The organism is Streptomyces sp. SLBN-31, from assembly GCF_006715395.1.
Taxonomy (GTDB): domain Bacteria; phylum Actinomycetota; class Actinomycetes; order Streptomycetales; family Streptomycetaceae; genus Streptomyces.
The window spans coordinates 3,274,689-3,297,025 of the sequence record NZ_VFNC01000001.1; the positions used below are offsets into that span (position 1 = coordinate 3,274,689).

18 protein-coding genes are annotated in these 22,337 nt (G+C 71.7%); 8 read left to right on the forward strand and 10 right to left on the reverse strand.

The annotated features are described in order from the left end of the window. Positions 1-6 precede the first annotated feature (6 nt). The gene (locus FBY22_RS15120; RefSeq protein ID WP_260844849.1) at positions 7-306 is read right to left on the reverse strand and encodes an STAS domain-containing protein; all 300 of its coding nucleotides are present in this window, start codon (positions 304-306) and stop codon (positions 7-9) included. Continuing rightward, positions 303-4,274 carry a SpoIIE family protein phosphatase gene (locus FBY22_RS15125; protein WP_260844988.1) on the reverse strand — a complete coding sequence of 1,324 codons (3,972 nt, stop codon included), beginning with the start codon at positions 4,272-4,274 and terminating at the stop codon, positions 303-305. Before FBY22_RS15125 ends, FBY22_RS15120 begins: the two co-directional genes overlap by 4 nt. Before the next feature lie 409 nt (positions 4,275-4,683). On the opposite strand from FBY22_RS15125, the gene FBY22_RS15130 reads away from it, so the two are divergent. Both FBY22_RS15130 and FBY22_RS15135 read left to right on the forward strand, forming a co-directional pair. After that, positions 4,684-4,962, forward strand: a complete 279-nt coding sequence (locus FBY22_RS15130; protein WP_142145909.1) for a GlsB/YeaQ/YmgE family stress response membrane protein — start codon at positions 4,684-4,686, stop codon at positions 4,960-4,962. Between the two features lie 138 nt (positions 4,963-5,100). Beyond that, positions 5,101-5,526, forward strand: coding sequence for a DUF6003 family protein (locus tag FBY22_RS15135; RefSeq protein ID WP_142145911.1), 426 nt, complete (start codon positions 5,101-5,103; stop codon positions 5,524-5,526). Positions 5,527-5,593: 67 nt separating this feature from the next. Here the strand turns inward: FBY22_RS15135 and FBY22_RS15140 are convergent, their stop codons facing one another. The 3 genes from FBY22_RS15140 to FBY22_RS15150 form a co-directional block, all read right to left on the reverse strand. Beyond that, positions 5,594-9,757: a beta-galactosidase gene (locus tag FBY22_RS15140; protein WP_260844850.1), complete on the reverse strand. Its 4,164-nt coding sequence runs from the start codon at positions 9,755-9,757 to the stop codon at positions 5,594-5,596. Positions 9,758-9,895: 138 nt separating this feature from the next. Next, positions 9,896-11,140, reverse strand: a complete 1,245-nt coding sequence (locus FBY22_RS15145; protein WP_142145915.1) for a DegT/DnrJ/EryC1/StrS family aminotransferase — start codon at positions 11,138-11,140, stop codon at positions 9,896-9,898. 55 nt (positions 11,141-11,195) lie between these two features. Beyond that, entirely contained in the window at positions 11,196-12,302 is a 1,107-nt protein-coding gene (locus FBY22_RS15150) for a GNAT family N-acetyltransferase (protein ID WP_399211151.1), read from the reverse strand. 260 nt (positions 12,303-12,562) lie between these two features. On the opposite strand from FBY22_RS15150, the gene FBY22_RS15155 reads away from it, so the two are divergent. After that, positions 12,563-13,477 carry a transcriptional regulator gene (locus FBY22_RS15155; RefSeq protein ID WP_313905398.1) on the forward strand — a complete coding sequence of 305 codons (915 nt, stop codon included), beginning with the start codon at positions 12,563-12,565 and terminating at the stop codon, positions 13,475-13,477. After that, on the forward strand, positions 13,423-13,566 hold the full coding sequence (locus tag FBY22_RS45740) for a helix-turn-helix domain-containing protein (protein ID WP_313905436.1): 144 nt from the start codon (positions 13,423-13,425) through the stop codon (positions 13,564-13,566). The genes FBY22_RS15155 and FBY22_RS45740 overlap by 55 nt, the downstream gene beginning before the upstream one ends. A gap of 14 nt (positions 13,567-13,580) precedes the next feature. Here FBY22_RS45740 and FBY22_RS15160 read toward each other — a convergent pair whose 3' ends face one another. Then, complete coding sequence (locus FBY22_RS15160; RefSeq protein WP_142147666.1) at positions 13,581-13,901, reverse strand: hypothetical protein; 321 nt, start codon at positions 13,899-13,901, stop codon at positions 13,581-13,583. 344 nt (positions 13,902-14,245) lie between these two features. Here FBY22_RS15160 and FBY22_RS15165 point away from each other — a divergent pair, with 344 nt between their 5' ends. Beyond that, positions 14,246-17,296: a tetratricopeptide repeat protein gene (locus FBY22_RS15165; RefSeq protein ID WP_160159871.1), complete on the forward strand. Its 3,051-nt coding sequence runs from the start codon at positions 14,246-14,248 to the stop codon at positions 17,294-17,296. Positions 17,297-17,343: 47 nt separating this feature from the next. On the opposite strand, the gene FBY22_RS15170 is transcribed toward FBY22_RS15165, so the two are convergent. The 3 genes from FBY22_RS15170 to FBY22_RS15180 all read right to left on the reverse strand — a co-directional run bounded on the left by FBY22_RS15170 (position 17,344) and on the right by FBY22_RS15180 (position 19,755). After that, the gene (locus tag FBY22_RS15170; RefSeq protein WP_142145919.1) at positions 17,344-18,171 is read right to left on the reverse strand and encodes an SAM-dependent methyltransferase; all 828 of its coding nucleotides are present in this window, start codon (positions 18,169-18,171) and stop codon (positions 17,344-17,346) included. Between the two features lie 97 nt (positions 18,172-18,268). Then, on the reverse strand, positions 18,269-18,628 hold the full coding sequence (locus tag FBY22_RS15175; protein ID WP_142145921.1) for a DUF6204 family protein: 360 nt from the start codon (positions 18,626-18,628) through the stop codon (positions 18,269-18,271). 92 nt (positions 18,629-18,720) lie between these two features. Then, positions 18,721-19,755, reverse strand: a complete 1,035-nt coding sequence (locus tag FBY22_RS15180; RefSeq protein ID WP_222127757.1) for a GMC oxidoreductase — start codon at positions 19,753-19,755, stop codon at positions 18,721-18,723. Positions 19,756-20,035: 280 nt separating this feature from the next. On the opposite strand from FBY22_RS15180, the gene FBY22_RS15185 reads away from it, so the two are divergent. From FBY22_RS15185 to FBY22_RS15195, 3 genes are all read left to right on the forward strand, one after another. Further along, on the forward strand, positions 20,036-20,236 hold the full coding sequence (locus tag FBY22_RS15185) for a hypothetical protein (RefSeq protein WP_142145923.1): 201 nt from the start codon (positions 20,036-20,038) through the stop codon (positions 20,234-20,236). Between the two features lie 123 nt (positions 20,237-20,359). Continuing rightward, positions 20,360-20,626, forward strand: coding sequence for a hypothetical protein (locus FBY22_RS15190; protein WP_142145925.1), 267 nt, complete (start codon positions 20,360-20,362; stop codon positions 20,624-20,626). 43 nt (positions 20,627-20,669) lie between these two features. After that, positions 20,670-21,989, forward strand: a complete 1,320-nt coding sequence (locus FBY22_RS15195) for a PP2C family protein-serine/threonine phosphatase (RefSeq protein WP_142145927.1) — start codon at positions 20,670-20,672, stop codon at positions 21,987-21,989. A gap of 23 nt (positions 21,990-22,012) precedes the next feature. Here the strand turns inward: FBY22_RS15195 and FBY22_RS15200 are convergent, their stop codons facing one another. Next, the gene (locus FBY22_RS15200) at positions 22,013-22,333 is read right to left on the reverse strand and encodes an ANTAR domain-containing protein (RefSeq protein WP_142145929.1); all 321 of its coding nucleotides are present in this window, start codon (positions 22,331-22,333) and stop codon (positions 22,013-22,015) included. Positions 22,334-22,337: the final 4 nt, after the last annotated feature.

The following is a 22,337-nucleotide window of genomic DNA, read 5'->3' on the forward strand; positions in this document are numbered from 1 at the left end:
GAGCCCTTACCGGCCGGGGGCGGGCCGCACCGGGACCAGGTCGGCGAGGCCGGAGACCGTGAGCAGCGGCCGCAGCAGCGTGTCGGCGATCACCTCGATGCGCTCGGCTCGGGCGAACAGCACGTTCAGGCCGGCGCTGTCGAGGTAGTCCACGCCGGTCAGGTCGAGGACGACATGCCCGGGCAGGCGATCGAGCGCGTCGGCGAGCCGGCCGCTGTTGCTCATGTCGATCTCGCCCGTGACGGTCAGCAGCGCGGTTCCGTCGGCGGTTCGTTCTGGGGCGAGTGTCAGCTGCACAGGCGTCACGGGATCCTCGTATGCATCTCGACGCTGGTGCCCGACGGGCCGGGCGTGACGGTCACATGGCTGGACAGGGCGTGCATGATGCCGATGCCCCGGCCGCGCAGGGAGGAGGCGTCCGGATCGCCGGGCTTCCATCGTCCGCTGTCGGCGACGGTCACGTGCACGTGGTCGGTGAAGATCTCGGCACTCAGCCGGATGGTGCCGCCCGGGTGGTCGCGGTGGGCGTGCTCGACGGCGTTGGCGCAGGCCTCGCCGGTGGCGATGAGGACGTCCAGGGCGGTGCGCACGGGCAGTTCGCAGCGGGTGAGCCAGTCGCGCAGGGCGTGGCGCGCGGTGGCGAGCTGACCGGACTCCGCGGGAAAGGCGATCCGCAGGGGTGCCGGATGGCGGTAGAGCAGCAGAGCGACGTCGTCCTCGTACCCGCCCGTGGGAGCCAGGGCGGCCATGACGTGGTCCGCCAGCTCCGAGGGAGGCAGGTCACGGCCGGTCCGCAGGGCCTCGCCCGCCGCCTGGATGCCCTGGTCGAGCACCTGGTGCCGGCGTTCGACGAGACCGTCGGTGTACAGCAGCAGAGTGGACCGGGCGGGCAGTCGGCAGACGCTGTCGGAGCGTTCGCGGTCGGGACGGACGGCCAGTGGCAGCCCGCGGCCGCCTTCCAGCAGGCGCGTGGTGCCGTCGGGGGAGGCGAGCACACTCGGCGGGTGCCCGGCGCTGGAGTAGGTGAGGGTTCCGGTGTGCGGGTCGAGCACTGCGCAGAGGACGGTGGTGCAGAAGGCGCCCGGGATGCCGCCGGCGAAGTGGTCGAGGGCCATGAGCGTGCGAGCGGGGCTGGCGTCCTGCAGGAACAACGCGCGGCAGGCACTGCGCAGTTGGCCCATGACGGTGGCCGCCTCCAGGCCACGCCCGACGCAGTCGCCGACCACGATCCCGGTGCGCTCGTCCGGGAGGGTGATGACGTCGTACCAGTCGCCGCCGATCTCCAGCGGAGGGGTGGCGGGCTCGTAGCGCGCGGCGAAGCCGGCGGGCAGCTGGGAGGGCCCGAGGATGGCGCGTTGCAGGGTGAGCGCGGTGTCGCGCTGCTGGTCGATCTGGTGGCTGCGGGCCAGAGCCTGGGCGAGGTGACCGGCCAGCAGCGCGAGCAGCAGTTCGTCCTGACCGCTGAAGCGGCGGGAGGCGCCCAGTTCGATCCACATGACCAGCGGGCCGTCGGGATGCTCCAGCAGGACGCCCGCCCCGGTGCCCTCGCACACCGGCGTGAGCGGGGGATGGTGCTGCAGTTCGGCGATGGCCTCCTGCTGCTGCTCGGGGAGGTCCTTCCAGGACAGCGGGCCGGTGGCGGTCAGCGCGGGTGGCTCGTCCCCGGCGAAGAGCGCCGTCAGGACGTACTCGGCCTGCCACAGTTGCTGGAACTGGCCCAGAGCCGTCGTGAGTGCCTCGTGCAGGCCGGCCGTCTCCGCCAGGCCCGTGCTGAGGGCGGCCAGAGCGCTCTCGCGTTGGGTGGCGAAGCGCTCGGCGGTGATGTCGCGGAAGGTGCCGACGATCATCCGCCGGCCGGTGTCCGGGTCGTGGGCGCCGTTGAAGGCCGCCCTGATCCACAGGCGGCGCCCGTCCCGGTGGGTGAGGGGAAGGGTGTGGTTGCCCTGTCCCTGACGCAGCAGGTCGGCGAAGGCGTCGGCCACCGCCCGACGGGACTCCGGGTCGGCCGCGGCATCCGGCCACCAGGGATGAGGCGGCTCGCAGGGCAGGATCGCCGAGTCGTGGCCGAGGAGGGTGGTGAACGCGGTGTTGGTCTCCAGCACCACACCGTTCTCGTCCATGACGATCAGCGCCTCCTGCAGGGAGTCCACCAGGGCGGTGCGCCAGCGCACGTGGTGGGTGCGCAGATGGGCGAGTTCGACGTTGGCCCGCACACGGGCCAGCAACTCGGCCGCGGCGAACGGTTTGACGAGGTAGTCGTCCGCGCCCGCGGTCAGTCCTTCGATGGCCGCCTCCTGGCCGGCGCGGGCGGACAGCAGCAGGACGGGCAGCGAGGCGGTCCTGGTGTCCGAGCGCAGGGCGCGCACCAGGCTCAGTCCGTCCATCATCGGCATCATCACGTCGCTGACGATCAGGTCCGGCGGGTGGGAGCGGGCGGCGCACAGGGCCGCCCGGCCGTCGCTGACGGCGCCGGTCTCGTAGCCGGCGCCGTCGAGGATGCGCACGAGGTACTCGCGCATGTCGGTGTTGTCGTCGGCGACCAGGACACGCGCCCGCACCGGCGCCCTGGAGCCGGACTCCGAGGCGGCGGTGCCGGCGCCGGCCTTGTCCCGCACGGTCGTGCCGGTGTCGGCCGGCAGCCAGCGCAGCGCCTCCTGGACGAACGGGACGGCCGTCGTCGAGGCGGCCCTGGCCTGGGACGAGGTGCGGACGGCGTCGGCGGGCAGGTGCGCGGACCCGAAGGGCAACCGGACGGTGAAGCACGTACCGCGTTCGGGGCTGCTGTCCGCCGTGATGGTGCCGCCGTGCAGCGCGACGAGTTCCCGTACGAGGGCCAGGCCGATGCCGCTGCCTTCGTTCGAGCGGGCGCGGACACCGCCGATCCGGTGGAAGCGTTCGAACAGCCGGGGCAGTTCGTGTGCGGGGATGCCGACGCCGGTGTCGTGGACGGTCACCACGGCCCGGGCGCCCTCGGCGCGGACCGTGACGCGGATCGATCCGTCGAAGGTGAACTTCAGGGCGTTGCTCAGCAGGTTCAGGATCACCTTCTCCCACATGTCGCGGTCGATGTGGACGGGGCGGTCAAGCGGCGGGCAGTCGACGGTCAGGGTGAGGCCGGCCCGGTCGATCGCGGAGCGGAAGACGCTGGTCAGCTCGGCGGTCACGGCGGCCAGGTCGACCGGCTCGTAGGAGGCCTGCATGCGGCCGGCCTCGATGCGGGAGAAGTCCAGCAGGGTGTTGACGAGCTTGCCCAGCCGCAGGGCGTTGCGGTGGATCGCCTCCAGTTCCTCCCGGACCCGCGCGGGCGCGTCGGTGAGCAGTTCCTTCAGCTCCTGCACCGGTCCGGAGATCAGTGCGAGGGGGGTGCGGAACTCGTGACTGATGTTGGAGAAGAACGTCGTCTTGGCCCGGTCGAGTTCGGCCAGTTCCTCCGCGCGCCGCTGCTGGTCGCGGTAGCCGCGGGCGGAGCCGATGCCCGCGGCGAGGTGCCCGGCGACCAGTTCCAGGAAGCCCTGGTAGCCCTCGTCGAGGGCGCGGTAGCGGTTCAGCGCGGCGACGAAGAAGCCGTGCGGTGCTCCGCCCGGTTGCAGCAGCGGCATCAGCAGGGCCCGCCGGGGCGGTTCGGGCCAGTCGCCGGTCGGCAGGCCGGCGACGACGTCGGCGTCGAGCGGTACCAGTACCGGTGTGCCGTCGGCGAGATCGGCCCACGGCCAGGGGGCGGCGGGCTGCTCGGGGGACAGCAGGGGCGGTGCCGCCGGATGACCCGGCGAGATGCCCGTGGTACGGCTCAGGTGCGCGCCGTCCTCCCGGAGGAGGTAGGTCAGGGTGAAGGGCAGGTCGGCCAGGTTCCGTTCGAGTTGGCGGCCGAAGAACGCCAGCGTCTCGCTCTCCGTACGCACCACGGTGGGATCGGAGCCCAGGTCCCGCAGCGTGGCCATCCTGCGCGCCCCGATGACGCGCTCGGTGTCCTCACTGACCACGCAGAGCATGCCCACCACCGTGCCGCCGTCGTCGTGCAGCGGGCTGTACGAGAACGTGTGGTAGGTCTCCTCCCGGTAGCCGGAGCGCTCCAGGAAGAGCAACAGCCCCTCGTCCCAGGTGGCTTCGCCCGAGGCCAGCACGTGCTCGATCCGGGGGCCCACGTCGGACCAGATCTCCGACCACACCTCGCTCGCCGGACGGCCCAGCGCCCAAGGGTATTTGCGGCCAAGGGTGTTGCGGCGGTAAGCGGCGTTGCAGAAGAAGGTGAGGTCGGGGCCCCAGGCCATCCACATGGAGAACCGCGAGGACAGCAGGATGCGCACGGCTGTCCGCAGGCTCTGCGGCCACTCCTCGGGCGGCCCCAGGGGTGTGGCCGCCCAGTCGACGGCGGCGAGGTCCGCGCCCAGGCCGGGATCGGCGGCGAAGGCCTCGGTCCAGTCCGCACTGCTCCGCGCGTTGTTGCTCTGGTCACTGCTTCTGTCCGCGTGCCCCACCCGATCCCTGCTTCTGATCCGAGAGCCGGCGGAGAGCCGGACGTGCACTTCCGGCTTTCCGATGTCGAGAGGTATTCCGCCGGGGCCCTGGTGACGGATGCAGCCGGGGCATCCGACCAGTCATATCGAAAAAGAGATGTTTGTTCGAGCGGTGACGGTGCACACGGAGAGCTAACACAACCTTTATGCGACGAAGTGGAGACGGACAATGGGCATCATCGCTTGGATCCTCATCGGTCTGCTTGCCGGCGCCATCGCCAAGATGCTGATGCCGGGCAAGGACCCGGGCGGCATCATCATCACCATGCTCATCGGTATCGCGGGCGGCCTGCTGGGCGGCTGGCTCGGCAAGGTGATCTTCGGTGTGGACTCCATCGACGGATTCTTCGACCTCTCCACCTGGATCGCAGCGATCGTCGGTTCCCTCATCCTGCTGGCCCTCTACCGCGTCGTGGTGGGCAACCGACACTCGCACCGACACGCCTGACACATCGGTGACACGCCTTCGGGCACATGATCACGGCTCCCTCCCCGATGAAGGGGAGGGAGCCGTCGCAGTTCCGCGGTAATCCGGGCGGGGCGGGGTAATGGGACTGCGTTCAGCCTCCGTTGAGAAGGAGCCGAGATGACCGATGACGCCTATCTGTTCCTGCTGGGCGACGCGTCCGCGCCATTCGGGGTGAGCCCCGCAGCCGTCGGTGACCTCGCCTGCATGGAGACACCCGCGGTGCGTGCGTGGCTGGACGCGCAAGGGAGTACGGCGACTTCGCCGCAGCTGCGGCTGTTGCCCCCGGAGGAGACTGCGGCGATCCCCGAGGGAGCCGAACGCCTTCCGGTCCCGCTGAACGACGAGGAGTTGAGCCGGGTCCGGCACGCGATGTCGGCGGAGCCGCTGGCCCGGGTGGAGGACGAGCTGCTCGCCTACCGTGACTGCGCCGACGGCAGGGACGCGCTGATCGGCCGCGCTCTGGCCGCCGGCGTGGCGCCGCACCGCATCGTCGAGCTGACCGGGGTGGATCCCGCAACGGTCACGGCGGCCGCGAACGACTGACACGCGAAGGCGCGGGGCGTGGGAACGGACTCGGCCGTTCCCACGCCCCGCGTGTGTCACCCCTTCGCTAGCCGCACGTCAGCGTGGGCGTCGCCCAGTCGCCGTGGTCGTTGCCGTTTCCGTCACCGGCGTCGCCGACCCTGAGGTCGAGCACCTGGGCACCGCTGACGTCGACGTCGATCGGCACCGCGGCCTGTTTGCCCCGGATCGTCGGCGTGGTGACCAAGGTCTTGCCGTCGGCGATCACCGAGAACGTCACCGTCCCCGCGCCGCCCGTCTCGTCGTCGACGCCGACGTCCGCCGTCAACCGCGAGCAGTGTCCGGCGAGATAGAGCTCGACGCCGCTGACCGAGTTGGTGCCCAGACCCTTGGCGTAGCCGGTGCCGGCGATGCGGATCGGACGGCCGTCCTTGGCCGCCTGCTCGCCGACGCTGCTGTCGCGCTCCACCGGTCCCCATCCGTTGGTGGCGGACAGGAACGGCAAATCGCTCACCGCGTTCTCGCCGGCCGGCGGGGCGGGCGGTATCCCGCCGACGATGCGCTCGTCCTCGCCCACGGCCTGCCGACCGTTCTGCCGGTAGCGCACGGACGCGGTGAGCGCCGAGGCCGACGGCAGCGTCCCGCTCGGCGGCCGGACCTTCCAGGTGAAGGCGGCCGATCCGCCCGGTGGTACGCGCTTGACGGACGTGGGGCTCGTGGCGCTGACACTCCAGCCGTCGGGGGCGGAGAGCGAGCTCGTCAGCCCGGACGCGGACGACCGGTCCTTCGGTACCCGGACCGTGGCCTCGGCCGTGAAGGCCTGCCCCGGCTGAGCGGTGTCGGGCACGTCCAGGGAAACCTCGGCTCCCGGACGCTTCGGCATCGCGTACCGGTGGGGGTCGTAGCGGGGGCTGTCGTTCTGCGCGACGCGCAGCGAGGAGGCGTAGCTGCCGTAGTCGGTGAGGGAGACCTTGCCCAGTCCGCCGGTGCTGCCGTCCAGGTTCCACACGGCGATGGCGATGCTGTTGCGGCCGTTCGGGTCCAGGATGCCGTTGGGCACCGGGAAGCTGTGCTGCGGGCCGAGGTAGTTGACGTAGTTGCCCATCTGCCAGCCGTTGACGAAGATCGTCGCCCGGTACTTGCGTGACGGGTCGTCGGTGAACGTCAGCCCGAGCGAGGTGTCCTGGCCGCGCGGGAGGTCCAGGTTCACGTCGGTGCGGTACCAGGAGACGCCGGGGCGGGTGTCGGTCGTCGGCAGGGACACCCGGTTCCACTTGCCGTCGGGGTAGCCCGGCAGGGACCAGCCGGCCCGCTCGCCGTACAGGCCGCCCGTCGAGAGCGGGCCGCGCACGGTGTCCTGGAGGCTCTCGCCGCCGCGTACGCCCTGCACCCGCCAGGTGACGGAGGTAAGCGGCGCTCCGACGAGGGAGGCGCTGGTCAGGCCGCGCGGCGTCTTGTTGCCGTTGGTGGAGTTGTAGTCCTCCTCATGGCCCATGTTCACGGTGAGGACGGAGAGGATGTTGTCGCCCTTGGCCTTCACGGAACCCGCCGGGAAGGAGAAGTCGGCGCTGCCCGTGGTGGAGCTGCCCAGGAAGGTGCCGTTGAGCCAGGCGGAGAACGCCTGCGCGGCTCCGCCGGAGTCGGAGACCAGGTGGATGCCGGTCTCCTTGCCGGTGGTGCGGAAGCGGCCGCGGTACCAGGTGTTGCCGGTGTGGAAGCCGTAGTCGTCCGCGTACAGGACGGGCAGCGAGTTGGCGCCGGAGACGCTGTTGGTGGTGGTCTTGTCGGCCACCTGCCAGCCGGAGTCGTCGAAGCCGGGTGCCGCCTCGGGTGACTCCTCGGCGTGCTTCCAGCTCGTCAGGGCGGGCAGGTGTACCGCGGCGGCCACCGGGATCTTCCCGGTGAGGCTTGCCGTGTCGGTGGGCCGGGTCTTCACCGACCTGCCGTTCCAGGTGACGTGGTCGGCGGAGGTGAACACCTCGATGTTCTTGGCGTCGGCGTTGTCGCCGGTGAGTGCCACCGTGTGGCCGCCGTCCAGGCTGGTGGCCGTCCGCAGCAGGTGGGTGCCGTGCACGAGCACCGGGCCGCTCGCGGTGTCCTGGCGCCAGAAGGTCTTGGCGGTGTCCTTGTCGCCGACGAGCAGCGTCAGCGGGGGCTTTCCGCCGCCGGTGAGGGTGATACGGATCAGGCCCTTGTGCGTGTAGTTCAGCCGCAGGTCACCGCCGGCCTCGTCCCAGGTGGTCGTGACCGTGCCGCCGGTGGTGGTCACGGTGGGCCGGGAGGAGTAGCGCAGCACGGTCTCGCCGTCGCTGCCCGAGTCGCCGTAGAGCACGGCGACGTCCCGGTCGCCGATGGCCGCGCTGGTCATGATCTCGGAGGTGGAGTACCGCAACTGCGCGTCACCGAGCCGGTAGTCGGCCGTGATCACGTGGGAGTCGCGGCCGTCGAGGGTGATCGCGGTGCCGGGCTGCTGGGGCACGACCGGGTAGGTCGGTTCCGCGGCGGCGGCCATCGGCACGTCGATGGCGTCGATGGACACGTAGTCGTCCGTGGACCCCGAGCCGTGCTTGCCGGCGACGACGATCTTCAGGGTGTGCGCGCCGGACGGCAGGCCGGTCTTCTGGAAGAGCACCGCCTGGTTCTCGCCGCCGGAGTCGTCGACCGTCGCGATCTTGGTGCCGTCGAGGTAGACGTCGGCGTAGCCGTGGTTGTCGGTCTTCGAACCGATCCAGCGGATCGCGGTGCCGTCGAAGGGCACGGTGAGCGAGTCGCCGGCCTTGTTGGAGAACGACTCGGTGTGCTTGTAGTCGCCCCCGGTGTAGCTGGTGTCGGCGACGTGCGACCATGAACCGGTGTACTGCAGCGCGGAGTCGGGGTCGTCCCAGGTGTAGCTGGTGTCCGACGCGGGCTGGGCGTTGAGGTCCAGCGAGATGTGCGTCTTGTCGACCGCGGTGGACGTGGAGTTGCCGTGCCGCAGCACATGGAACTGCGTCTTGGTGTCGGGGTTCATCCGGGCGGTGTCGACGACCGCGGAGTTGTCCGGCGGCGTGGTCCTGATCGCCTCGGTCTTGGTCAGCGGGGCCACCGACTGGGTGAAGTACCCGATCAGCTTGTCCTCGTAGTACTTCGGATCGAGTTGGCGGTTCTCGCGGATCGCCGCCCCGTAGTCGTACGACGTGTAGTTCTCCGGCATGCCCAGCCAGCCCCAGTTGGTGCCGCCGTAGGTCATGTAGAAGCTCTGCGCGGTCGCGCCGACGGCTATGTTCTGCTTGTAGAAGACGTTGGCGAACCGGTCGTTGATGAGCTGGGCGCACTTGTCGTAGCCCGGGCCGCCCCAGGGGTCGAAGGCGCCGCCCTGGAACTCCGGCGAGTACAGCGGCTTCCCGGCCGGATGGTCGTAGCTGATGTCCGGGACGCCGTTCCACTTCGTGGGGTTGGAGCAGTCGAAGCCCTGCGGGTAGGAGTCGGGGCCGTCGACGTCCAGGGCGCCCGTGCCGGAGTTGAAGGTGCCGTTGTTGTTGCCGGTCAGCGGGACGGTGATGCCGTCGGCGCGGGCCTTGTCCTCCAGGTGCTTCATGTAGGAGTGGCCGGCGGCGGAGCCGTTGTAGTACTCGTTCTCCACCTGGTAGGCGATGACCGACCCGGTGCCGTTGGTGAGCTGGTGGCGGGCGATGATCCGGTCGATCTGCGTCAGCCACTCGTCCGCGTACTTCAGGAAGCGCGGGTCGTCACTCCGGTTGTTCCCGGCCTTGGTGGTCAGCCAGCCGGGCAGGCCGCCGCTGTCGACCTCCGCGTTGATGTACGGGGCGGGGCGCGCGATGACGTAGAGCCCGGCCTCCTGGGCCATGTCGAGCAGTCGGTCGACGTCACGGACGCCGCTGAAGTCGTACACGCCCGGCTTGGGCGAGTGGTATCCCCAGTCGAAGTACAGCGACGTGGAGTTGAATCCGGCGGCCTTCATCTTCTGGAAGATGTCGCGCCACAGGTCCGGGCTCGGGAGCCGGAAGTAGTGGAACTCGCCGGACCACAGGTAGGTGCGCTTGCCGTCGACGAGGAACGAGTAGCCGTCGAGGCTCACCGTGTGCGCCTGGGCGGCGGAAGCGGCGGGTGGCTGCCCGCCGCTGTCCCGCGCCGCGGCGGGCGCGGTCATGCCCGCGGCCAGGGCGATGGTGGCGGCGGTCGACAGGACCGCCTTCCACCACCGGCCGCGGCCGGGTCTCGCAGCTTTCGAACCGATCCGAATACTCCGCACTGCGGCCTCCATACCGCCTGAGTAATCAACATCCAACAGACTCAGGCAAAGTCGAACAGTAAGGGGGCGCAAGGCTCAACACAATGGGGCGGGAGGACACGGTCGGGACGGCAGGGGCGTCGCCCAACCGCCCGTCCCCTACTGGCCGTTCGGTGATCGATGGGAGGGAGTGCCCGCATCGTGCGAGGTGACCGCGGGCAGGTCCGGCACGGCCGCCTCGGTCGCACGCGCACGGGTCAGCGCTGTGACCACGCTGTGGGCCGACAGTGGATCGGCCGGCAGCACGTGGGAGGCGAACCAGCGTGCCGCCGACGGATCGGGGGAGGGGTCGACGAACTCGCCGCCCGCGTAGTCGTCGAGCGGAGGATCGAAGACGTACCCGGTGACGATGCCGTGCCGCACCAGGCGGTCGAGGAGGACGTCGCGGTCGTGGACGAGGAGCGGCACCCTGAAGAGCGGCAGGGCGCCCTCGTGTGCCGTCCGGTCGCGCAGGGCGGGCGACGCCCAGGGGGTGTCGGACAGCAGGCGGACACCGGCCCGGCGCCGGGCGAGGCTGTCGTCGAGCCGGGCCATCCGCAGCGCCAACGGTGCCTGGACGAGCAGGCCATGACGGTTTCGGAAGCCGTGCAGATCGACGCGCATCCACGGCTCGTAGGCGGTCAGGCTCGGCGTCCGGAGGGCACAGGCGGCCAGCAGCGGTGCGTGCAGGTCCATGCGGTAGCCGTCGCGCTCCAGCAGCCCCAGGCGCTGCATCGTCCGCCACACCGGGCTCACCAGATGGCTGCCGCGCACGGCGGAGCGGGCCAGCGGCCGCAGTGTCGTGGCCAGGTCGTCACCGAGCCGGCCCGGCACCAGGAGATCGTCGCGCAGCGACTCCAACTCCCTGCGAGTGCGGGCGCTCTCGAAGGCGAGGAAGCCGCCGGCCTTTCCTCCCGCGTGCTTGGACAGGCTGAAGGCGGCCGCCGTTCCGAAGGTGCCGATCGGACGGCCCGCCACGTGCGTCCCCATGGCGTGCGCCGCGTCCTCGAACAGCGGGATACCCAACTCCTCGCACCGGCAGCTCAGTTGCTCCACCCGGTCCGGAATCCCGTAGAGGTTGGTGGTCAACACCGCGTCCACGGTGCGCCACACGGACTCCGGTACGGCCGCCGGGTCGATGTTGCCGTCCCGGACCGACACCGGAGCCGCCACCGGGCGCAGACCGGCCGCGAGGACCACGAAGAGGATCACATCGTCGGTGACCGGGGACATGAGCAGCCGGGCCCCCGGCCGGCACCAACGCCTCAGGGCCAGGTAGAGGGCCAGCCGTGCCGAGGGCGTGTAGACGCATTCGCGTCCCAGCCGCCGGGCCATCATCGCGGCGAGTCGGGATCCGTACGGCATGGGTGCCTTCCTGTGGTGACCGGCGATCGGGTCCGACGGGGACGAGGGGAGCGGCTCAGCGCGTGTCGGTGCCCGTGACCCAGCCCGCGCCGAGCGGGCCCGAGGTGCGCAGCCGGCCTGCCGTCCTCAGCAGCCGGTCGGCGGGCCGACGCAGCCCGGGGTGGGCCAGGACGGTGTTGCGCAGGCCGCGCACCGGCCTGCGCCACAGCCGGTGTGCCGCCGCCACCGGGCTGGCGCGGTACGCGAGGCCTTCGCCGACCCGCAGCTCACGGGTCTTGAGCCAGTTCTTGTACTCCATGTCGCCGCGCCCCAGGTCCACGAGCCGCACCCCGTGACGGCCCGCCGCCTCGATCATCCGCAGATGCATGATCAGGCCGGGGGAGTAGCGGCTGAACGCGGGATCGTAGGCGGTGAACCAGCCCGCCAGCACCGTCTGCGACCTCGGCCCGAAGTGGGCGGCCACCGGACGGTCGCCGGCGTACAGCACGGACAGCATGCCGGTGAGGTGCCGCTCACGGACGGCGAAGAGGTCGTCCACCAGGTCCACGATCCACGGCCGGGCGAAGCGGTCCATCCGCCCCGTCCGCCGGTACTGGGCGGACTTCCACTGCATGAGCGTGCGCAGCCCCCGACGATCTCGCTCGTCGAGCACGAAGCGCACCTCGCCCGCGTCACCGCGCAGGCGGCGCTCCTTGGCCAGCGTCGTCTTGGTGTGCCGCGGGGAGGTCCGCCGCAGCCACTCCACGTAGCCGTTCCCCTCCTCTGGAAGATCGACCACCGGCGAGGCGAACGTCCCCGTGAGATACCTGTCGAACGGCTTCTGATCCTCGACGAGATGGTCGAACTCGAACACCGAAAGGCCGCAGGCCCGCAACAGCTCCGGCGGGTCCCAGGTGACGCCGGGACGGTGCACGACGGCCTGACAGTCGGACAGGCCGTACCCGATGGCCCGCCCCACGCCGAGGGCACTGCGCTGGTGGGGGAAGAAACCGACGGGCTCCGTCTGCTCCCGCAGGACCGCCACCACGCCGCCACGCCGGTGACGGGCCGTCGCCGCCGCGAACTCCGGTGCCAGGAACGGGTTGGCGTACTGCGGCGACTCGTCCATCGCACGGTGCCAGGCCCGGACCAGCGCGGGGCTCAGCTCATCTGCCGCGTGCATCGAGACGTCCATGTCGGACCTGCCGTCCTGCTGATGGCGGAAGGGGACGTGCAACAGGGTGTGCCACCTACCAGGGTCGAGGCGGCCGCACTCCGCGCGCTTGGGCTGGACGGGCCCTGAAGAAGGCCGCACAGCCCCTACGCCGCGGGTGCGGGACCCCGGCGCGCCTCGCCGACCATGGCCTGATTGATCATTGTGCGACCGACGCCCGGAACCGAGACTGCTGTGGGCCGACGGCGACGCGGAGGACGGGACGCTCGGTGAAACGCATCCATTTCACGGCGGAGGACCTGGCGCGGACCCGGGTGGCCACGACGATCGGCGTGGCGGCGGAGACGTTCGACACGGTGAAACTGCTCAAGGACCGCGACGCCTCCCTGGCCTTCCGCCGCTGGCAGGTGTCGGTGCGGGGGCGCCTCGGCGAACAGGCGGGCCCGCTGGCCGCGTTGATGCCCTCGCACGGGCCGCTGGTCGACATCGCGAGCCTGACGGGGCACACGGCGTCCATCGACGAGGCGGTGGACAACCTGCTGACCGCTCCCCTACCCCTGCTGCGCCTGGAGTTGGAGAACATCGACTTCCACCCCAGCCACCGCTCCTGGGCGCGCAACCTGGTCGCCGGGGACCGGGAGGCCCGCCTCCAGGTGGCCGCGGCGCTCCGCGCCTGCCACCGGGTGACCGTCGCGCCCTACTGGGGACGCGTGCGCTCCCGCCTGAGCGAGGTACGCGCCTCGTACGTGGGCGCGATGGCCGACGGCGGGGTCGAGCGGCTCCTCTCCACGCTCTCCGGTCCCTTGGTGCGCTGGCGACCGCCCGTGCTCGAAGTCGTCCATCCGCGCGAGGCGGACATCCATCTGAACGGTCGCGGACTCGTCATCGCGCCGACCATGTTCTCCACCGGGCAGGCCGAACTCCTGCAGGCGCCGCTCGACCCGGGCCGGCCACCGGTTCTCGCCGTGCCCACCCTCGACGGCGCCTTCCTCGACCCGACGCTGTGGGCAGCCGATGGCGAGAGCACCGACCGGTCGCTCGATGACCTCCTGGGACGCACCAGGGCTGCCGTGCTGCGGGCGACCGTCGGTGGATGCGGCACACCACCGACCTGGCCCGCCGCCTGGACATCTCGCCGGCTACCGCCAGCCATCACGCGACGGTGCTGCGCAACGCCCGCCTGATCACCACCCGGCGCGAGGGCCGGGCGGTCCTGCACACCATTACGTCACTGGGCCTCGCCCTGCTGGAGCACGGGCACCCGCACGCCTGACAGGCCCCAGAAGGCTATGCGGTTCCGGCCTCGCCCAGAAAACGCAGCAGCACGTCGGCCTCCGCGCGGAGCCGCGCGGCCCGTTCGGCATGCGCGGGAGCGGTCAACCGCGCCGCCACCTCCAGCCGTTCGGCGGCCTCGGCGCGTACGACGTCCACCACCAGGTGCTCGCTCAGCTCACGCCGCGCCGCTTCGGTGACGCCCACACCGACCGGAGACTGCTCAAGGGCCGAGCCGCGCGGTGCCACCTCGTCCACGGGCACCGCCTCCGCGTTGTCCAGCGCGGCGAGGGTCGAACGCAGTGCGCTCACCGCCGCCTTGTCGCGGGCGCGCATCGCTTCGGGCAGGGCCTGACGCATACGAAGTCGGATGGACATGCCCGTGATCCTAGGCCCTGTCGTCAGATCCCCGCCTGCCCGGAAGGCCCGCCCTGCGGGCGGACGACGGGAATGTGACGACAGGGCCTGGAGGCGGTACGCCGCGAACACCTCCGCGAATTGCGGTGCATGGGCAGCGCGACCCCCGTGCGCCCTGCCCATGCACCACGCCGTCGGCGAGGCGGGCCGGCCCGATGAGCGGGCCGACCCCTCGCCGCGGTGGACGGTACGGCCGTCCGCCCGGCGACCGTTAGTGTGAGGATCCGGATCGCGTCTTGCGAAAACCTTGTGACGGAGGACCGTTGAAGCTCCTTGTGCTCGGTCCGCTGGAACTGCGCCTCGAGCGAGGCGCGTCGGACCTGGGACAGCCGCGAAGGCGAGCCGTCCTCGCCGCGCTGGCGGCGGACGCCGGACGCCCGGTGTCCATGGAGACGCTGCTCGACCGGCTGTGGGACGGCGATCCGCCCGACGGCGCACGCTCCGTCGTCTACTCGCACATCAGCCGCTTACGCCGGCTCCTCGAAGAGGCCGCGGCGCAGGAGAACCGCGGGACGGCGACGCAGCCGTCGATCAGCCTGGGCAAGGTGTCCGGCGGGTACGTGCTGCGGGCGGACGAGGACGCGGTCGACCTCACACGGTTCCGCGCCCTCGTCGAGCGTGGCCGCGAGCCGGCCTGCCCGGACGCGGAGCGCACCGGAATGCTGGAGGAGGCGCTGCGGCTGTGGCGGGGCACCCCGCTGGCCGGACTGCCCGGAACCTGGGCGGACCGCACCCGTACCGCCTGGACCCGGGAACGGATCGACGCGGCACTGGCCTGCGCTCAGATCCATCTACGGCGGCGCACCCCGGAGAAGGTGCCCGAACTGCTGCGGCCCCTGCTGGTCGACCACCCCCTGAACGAGCAACTGGCCGCGTTGCTGATGCGATCGCTTGCGGCCACCGGTTCGACCGCCGACGCACTGCACGTCTACACCGAGACCCGCAAGCATCTCTCCGACGAGCTGGACTTACCCCCCGGCCCCGAACTGCGGTCCCTGTACGAGGAGTTGTCGCGGGGCGCCGACCTCCGCCGACCGTCCGCCCCGCGGCGGCCCGCAACTCCCGTCCCCGCCCAGCTCCCCATGGACGTACGGCCCTTCATCGGCCGGAGTGAGCAGCTCGTCGACCTGACCCGGGCTCTGACACCGGCCGACAGCGGCGCCGGGGCCACGGCGGCGGTCGTCTCCGCCGTCTCCGGCACCGCCGGCGTGGGCAAGACCGCGCTCGCGGTGCACTGGGCCCACCGGTCGAGGGAGGCCTTCCCCGACGGGCAGTTGTACGTCGACCTCCGGGGCTACGACGCTCGTTCGCCGCTGTCCGCGGCCCAGGCCCTGGTCGGGTTCCTCACCGCCCTCGGCGTGCCCCTGCAGGAGATACCGCTGCGCCTGGAGGACCGTGCCGCCCGCTACCGCACGGCCCTGAACGGACGCCGACTCCTGGTGATCCTGGACAACGCCGCGTCCGCCGCCCAGGTCAGGCCGCTGCTGCCGGGCAGTCCGGAATGCCGGGTACTGATCACCAGCCGGGACTCGCTGAGCGCGCTCGTCTCGGTGCACGGCGCCCACCGCGTGGTGCTCGGCGCGCTGTCCGGCGCCGACTCCCTCGCCCTGCTGCGCGCCCTGATCGGGGAACGCGTCGACGCGGAGCGCTCCTGCGCCGAGGACCTGGCGCGGCAGTGTGCGTGGCTGCCGCTGGCCCTGCGGGTGGCGGCGGAGCTGGTCCTGTCCCGGCCCACCGAGCCCCTCAGCGGTCTGGTCGCCGAACTCCACGACCACCAAAGGCGGTTGGACCTGCTGGCCTCCGGCGACGACCCCCGGGCCGCCGTCCGCGCCGTCTTCTCGTGGTCCTACGCCCGCCTGGCCGACCTGCCGGCCCGCCTCTTCAGGTTCCTGGGCCTGCACCCCGGGCCCGACGCCGACCTCCACTCCGTCGCGGCACTGGCCGATGAGTCCGTGGACGCCGTACGACGGGCGCTCGACGTGCTCGTCCGAGCGCACCTGGTGAACCGCAGCGGCGGCGGCCGGTACGGCATGCACGACCTGCTGCGGGTGTACGCGGCGGAACTGGCCGAGCGGCACGATCCGCAGGCCGACCGCGATGCCGCGCTCACCCGACTGCTCGACCACTGTCTGGCGGCCGCGGCAGCGGCCATGGGCGTCCTCTACCCCGCCGAACGGCACCTGCGACCCGCCGTCGAACGGCCGGCCACCGGGCTGCCACCGCTGCGGACCGCGGAGGAGGCCCGCGCCTGGCTGACCGCCGCACAGCCCACACTGGTCGCGCTGTGCTCACGCACCCAGGAGCCCGGCCCGTCCCGGCACACCGTGCGCATCGCCACCACGCTGCACCGCCACTACGAACGCACCGGCCACTACACGGACGCCCTGACCGTCCACACCCATGCGCTGCGGGCCGCACGGTCGGTGGGGGACCAGCGGGGCGAGGCCGACGTCCTGGCCTTCCTCGGCGCCGTCCACCGGCGCCTCGGTGACTACGACACGGCTCGGCGACTGCACGACACCGCCCTCGCGCTGTGCCGCCGCACCGGCTACGCGGCGGGCGAGGCCCGTCACCTGACCAACGTGGGAGTCCTCCTCGAACTGCGCGGCCGTTACCGGGAGGCCGCCGAACAGCACGAGCGGGCGGTCGCGCTGTTCCGCTCGGTCGGTGACGCGCACGGTGAGGCCGATGTGCTCAACAACCTCGGTATCGTGCTGGAGTTGGTGGAGGACTTCAAGGCCGCAATCGAACGCTACGAACGCGCCCTGACGTTGTACCGGACCATGGACCACGCCTTCGGGGAGGCCAGTGCCCTCGGCAACCTCGGCATCCTGCTCGCCCGGCTCGGCGGCCACACCGCGGCGGCAGGCCACTTCGAACGCGCCCTGACCCTGTTCCGGCGGCTCGGCAACGCCTCCGGAACAGGGCACGCGCTGACCAACCTGGGCAACGCGCTCAGCGGCCTGGACCGGCACGCGGAAGCGGCCGGTCACCAGCGCGAGGCACTGGAACTGTTCCGCAGGATCGGCGAGCGCTACGGCGAGGCCGGGGCCCTCAACGGTCTGGGAGAGGCCCTGCACGGCCTCGGGCGGCCCGCCGAGGCTCTGGAGGCGTACGCGAACGCCCTTGAAGTGGCCCGCGAGATCGACGAGCAGGAGGAACAGGCCCGCGCCCACGTCGGAACCGCCGTCGTGCTGCGGGCCGGTGAGGACCCGGCCGGAGCCGCCGGTCACCTCCGCGAGGCCCTGGAGCTCTACACGGCGCTCGAATCCCCGCGCGCACAGGAGGTCACGAGGATGCTGAACGGCGACTGATCACGGCGGGCCCCCCTTCGCACGGCGGGCCGGTCCGGGGTTCCTGATCAGGGCTTACGGGCCAGTCCGGCGGCGATGAGGCGTTCCCAGAGGGTGAGTTCCCGTTCCCCGTCGGCCGTCCACGGGTTGTCGTTCTTGTCGGGGCGCCACAGGGACGCGGGCACGATTCCGGGTTCGAGGATCTCCAGGCCGTCGAGCAGGGAGGCGATCTCGTCGTCGGTGCGCCACCGGCCGCGGCCGAAGGTCTGCTGGAGGACCTTCTCGGCCTCCTCCGTCTCCGGGTTGTTGCCGGAGCGGAAGTGGCTGACGAAGAAGTAGCTTCCGGAGGGCACCTGTTCGCGCCAGAAGCGGACTATGCCGGCCGGGTCCTCCTCGTCGTTGACGTGGTGCAGGATGGCGCTGAACATGACGGCGACGGGACGAGTGAAGTCGATCATCTCGACGGTGTCCGGGTGGCTGCGGACGGCCTCCGGGTCGCGCACGTCGGCCGCGACGACGCGCGTGAACTCGTTGTTCTCCAGCAGGGCACGGCCGTGCACCAGCACCTGGGGATCGATGTCGACGTAGACGACGCGGGACTCGGGGGCGTGGCGCTGGGCGACCTGGTGGACGTTGTCGGCGGTCGGCAGACCGCTGCCCAGGTCTATGAACTGACGCACCTCTGTGGTCTGCGCGATCTCCCTGACCGCACGGGTCAGGGCCGCGCGGTTGGCGAAGGCGATGGCCACCGAGCCGGGCAGATCACGCTTGAACACATCGCCGATCTCGCGGTCCACGGCGTAGTTGTCCTTGCCGCCGAGCAAGTAGTCGTACACGCGGGCGATGCTGGGCTTGTTCGGGTCGATGGAGGAGCCTTCGTACGTCATGGCGCACATTCTTCCCCGCAACCTGCCCTGACGACCGCCTTTTTGAAATCCTCCGAGGCTCACGGGGCGAGGCCGGTCCTCGGACGTCGTCCGGCGGATGCGTGGCTCAGGCGTTCCTCTGGGCGGCGGCGCGGCGTTGCCGTTTGCCAAGGGGCGCCTGAGAGAGGTCCTCCGCCTGGGACCGGAGATTCTTGTAGCCGTACCCGCGCTCGGTCAGCCACGCCCTCGCCGCCTCCTCGGCGCGTTCGGAGGCCTCCAGGATGTCCTCCTCTTCCTCTCCGGAGTCCAGGAACCGGAAGGTGAAGGCGGTACGCGCCGCCAGGTCGTAACTGAGGTGCCCCTCGGGCGTGAAGGCCGCGCGCAGAACGTCGTGCTCCGCGGCGCGGCTCAGGAGTTCGGCTCGCTGGCCGGCGTCCAGCCCGTCGAAGACACCGCGGACCGTGATCCGGAAAGTGCGAGTACTCATCCCGCGACACTAGCCAGCGAGACCGGCGCTCTCCACCGAATTCAGGTGCGGCGTCAGCGCCCGGGCGCCGCGGACGGCGAACGCCACGGACGTCAGGGTCGCATTGCAGGCGGTGGCCGGGGGGAGGACGTTGTGCCGGCCACCCACAGTCCGCGGGTGTTCCGGACGCGGCTGTGGTCGTCGCAGACGCTGGTGGCGTCGTCGGCGGGGCCCATGCGCGTGGTGCCCTGGTAGTGCAGCGAGCTGCCGGCGGCGAGCAGGACGCGGGAGTCGTCCAGCGGGACGCCCAGAGCGGCTCCCGCTTCGGCGACGGCCTTCTTGGCCCGTTTCATGGCGGCCAGGTCCCGGTCGGTGTAGCGGTAGTGGATGCGCGGCGCGGGCAGGCCGTACGGGTCCGTCCGGAGTCGGCGAATCGACACGGTCCTCGGCCGTGACGTCCTTGGCGCAGAACCAGCCAGTCCCACGACGGCTCCGGGCTCGATGTCCGTGTCGTCGGTGAGCGGGACGGGCGAGGCGTCCAACTGCGTGACCTGGCCGTGGAAGGGCTGCTCGTCGGTGCAGGGCACCCAACTCACCCCGCTCCGCGGGACGATGGCGCCGTCGGTGTCGCGCGTGCGGCCGGTGACCGCGCGGTGTGCCGCGACGACCTCGTCGGGCGAACGAACGGCGAAGACGACCTGCGGCTGGTCGTTGAGGTAGCGGCCCAGTGCGGGCGGGCGGACGCCGGAGGCGTGCAGGAGTTGCGGCGTGCGCAGGGCGTCTGCCGCCACGACGACCGCGCGTGCGCCGACCTCGGCCTCCGTGCCGGTGCCCAGGTCGCGTACGACGACCCCGGTCACCGTGCCCCCGTGCAGGACGACGCGCAGGCACAGGCAGCGGTCGGCGATCTCGACGCGCTCGTCGTGTGCGGCCGGACCGAGGACGACGCCGGTTCCGCTCCAGGCGTGCGCCCCGTCCGACCGTGTGGTGACGGCCAGGGGCATCGGGGCCACGCGCCGGTCGAGCGGGCGGCCGCTGTAGAAGAGGGCGGCCAGCCGGCCGCCTACCTCGTCCGCGAAGGGCGCCCGGTCGAAGGCGTGCGCGTCGACATGCAGGAGCCGTTCGGCGCGGGTGAGGTCGGCGTCCATTCCGGCGTCGGGGATGAAGCGGATGCGCTCGCCGTCGCCGGGACGGGGGCAGGCGCCGGTTCAGTGCGCGCCGATGCCGCCGACGTTGGTGGACAGGGCGGCGGCGGGCAGATCGGGGGGCGCCGAGCAGGCGGGTGCCGGGGCGGCCGGCCGGGCGGGGGCCCTCGGAGGCGCGCTGGGCCCGGGCCCGTTCGCCGGGATCGGTGATGTTCTTGACGTTGGTGCCGGGTGACGGCGTCAGCCGGGGTCCGGCGTCCAGGAGCAGGACGCGGGCGCCGGGGTGCTGGTCGTACAGGAGATCGACGACCGCCTCACCGACCTGCACCTCCCCTGGCACGACATCCTCGCCACCCAGCGGGCGGCCGACTGGCAGGGCCGGCTGTCCAGCGAGTACGAGGGCCGGCGCGAGCCCTGTCGAGGACGCGACCAGGTCCGCCGCCGGCACGCCCTGCTGCGGACACTGGGCACGCCGGGCACCTGAGCCCTGGGTGGGGGCGGTTGTCGCGCGGAGTGGGCTGGCCGGCGGCGCGAGGGGTACCGGTGGACCCTACGCCCGGGTTCACCGCAGGGCGCACCGTGGTGTCGTACCCCACGGGAGGCCGCCATGACGAACCTCGACACCGTGGCCGAAGGTCTTGTCGATCAGTTCTTCGCCCAAGGCCAGGCGGCCACCGCCCAGGCGCAGCGCTGGACGGACACCGGAGAGCTGGACCGGCTCACGGTCAGCCAACTGCGCCTCTGGGCAGCGAACCGCGTACTGGACGCGCTGGCACGGCCCACCAGCGCCGGCCCGGCGCGAGCCACGGCCCTGAAGGAGAGAGACGCACTGATCGACTGGCTGGAGGCACACGGATACCGCGCCCTGGCCTGACCTCGTGAGTGGGAAGAGGCGCCGGACGGGGAAGTCGGAGACGGTGGACGACTTCGAAGTCGATGATGTGGTGCAGCGGGCCCTGGACCGGCTGACGCTGCTAGCCGAGGCGACGACCGCGCTGTCCAGCACGCTCGATTCGCACAAGGGCCTGAGCCGGGTGTGCCGCATCCTGGTTCCGCAGTTGGCGGACTGGGCCGCGGTGGACCTGATCGAGGACGACGGCAGGCCGCGGCGCGTCAGCGTCGTGCACCACGATCCCGAGGTGCTGCCGGTCGGCGGCCTGACCGGTGAGCTGCCCCCCGTTCCCGAAGTGCCCGTGGGGCCGCTGGCCAGGGTGCTGGGCGGGGCCGGGCCGCTGCTGCTGACGTCCGCGGACATGCCCCCCGTCACGCAGGCGGCGGATGCGCTGCACGCGCGGCAGCTCGAACTGTTCGCGCAGTTCGGCACGGACACCGCGGTCGTCGCTCCGCTACGGGCCCGCCGCCAGGTGCTGGGCGCGGTGACCGTCGGCCGCAGCGCCGGGCGGGCGCCGCTGACCAGCAGTGACCTGGCGATGGTGGAGGACCTGGCGCATCGCATGGCGCTGGGGGTGGACAACGCGCGGTTGCACCGGGAGACACAGCACATCGCCGAACGCCTCCAGCGTTCACTGCTGCCGACGCTGCCCGAGACCGGCCCGCTGCGGCTGGCCGCCCGCTACATGCCCGCCGCGACCACCGCCGAGGTCGGCGGCGACTGGTACGACAGCTTCACGCTCCCCACCGGCCACACCACGATGATCATCGGCGACGTCACGGGCCACGATCTGCGGGCGGCGGTCACCATGAGCCAGCTGCGCAACATGCTGCGCGGCATCGGCTGCGACCGCGAGGAGCCTCCCGGGAGCATCCTGCGCCGTCTGGACCTGGCTCACCACACGCTGTATCCGCAGGCGACCGCCACCTGTGTGTACGGCCTGCTCGGCGAGCGCGAGGACGGGGCCTGGACGCTGGACTTCTCCAGCGCCGGACACCCACCGCCGCTGCTGATCACCCACGACGGCGACACCCGCTATCTGACCGGAGGCCAGGGCCTCCTCCTCGGCGTCGACCCCGACGAGCCGCGCCCGCACGCCGTCGAGGTGCTGCCCGCCGGCTCGACCGTGCTGCTCTACACCGACGGCCTGATCGAGCGCCGCGGCGAGGGCCTGGACGCCGGCATGACCCGGCTGCGGCAACACGCGGCCGCCCTCGCCCGTGAGCCCCTGGAGATCTTCTGCGACGAGCTCCTCACCGGGCTTGCCACCGATCACGCCGACGACGTCGCCGTCCTCGTCGCCCGCCTGCCCGAGCGTTCCAGGCGCGCGGTGCCCGACGCGTGACGTGCGTCGAAGCCGTGTCCCTCTCAGGTCCGGTACTGCGCCAGGACGTCGTGCAGGGCGTCGCTCACGTGGTCGGGAACGGGCTTTCCCTGCACCAGATTCAGGATGTGTTCCGCCACCACGTGCAGGTGCATGGTGAGAGCGCGCGAGAGATCCACAAGGCCCCGGCCCGCGTCGTCGAGCCGCATGGGACCGAGCACCATCAGCGCGCCCTCCGCCATGTGAATGGTGGACCGTGCGGCCAGCACGCGGCTCAGCTGGGTGTGCTCAGCCTCGGTCAACTCCGGGTGGACGATGGCCGTCGACAGTGCCGTGAAACGGGACCGCGGCGTTGGCGACTGCATGTGA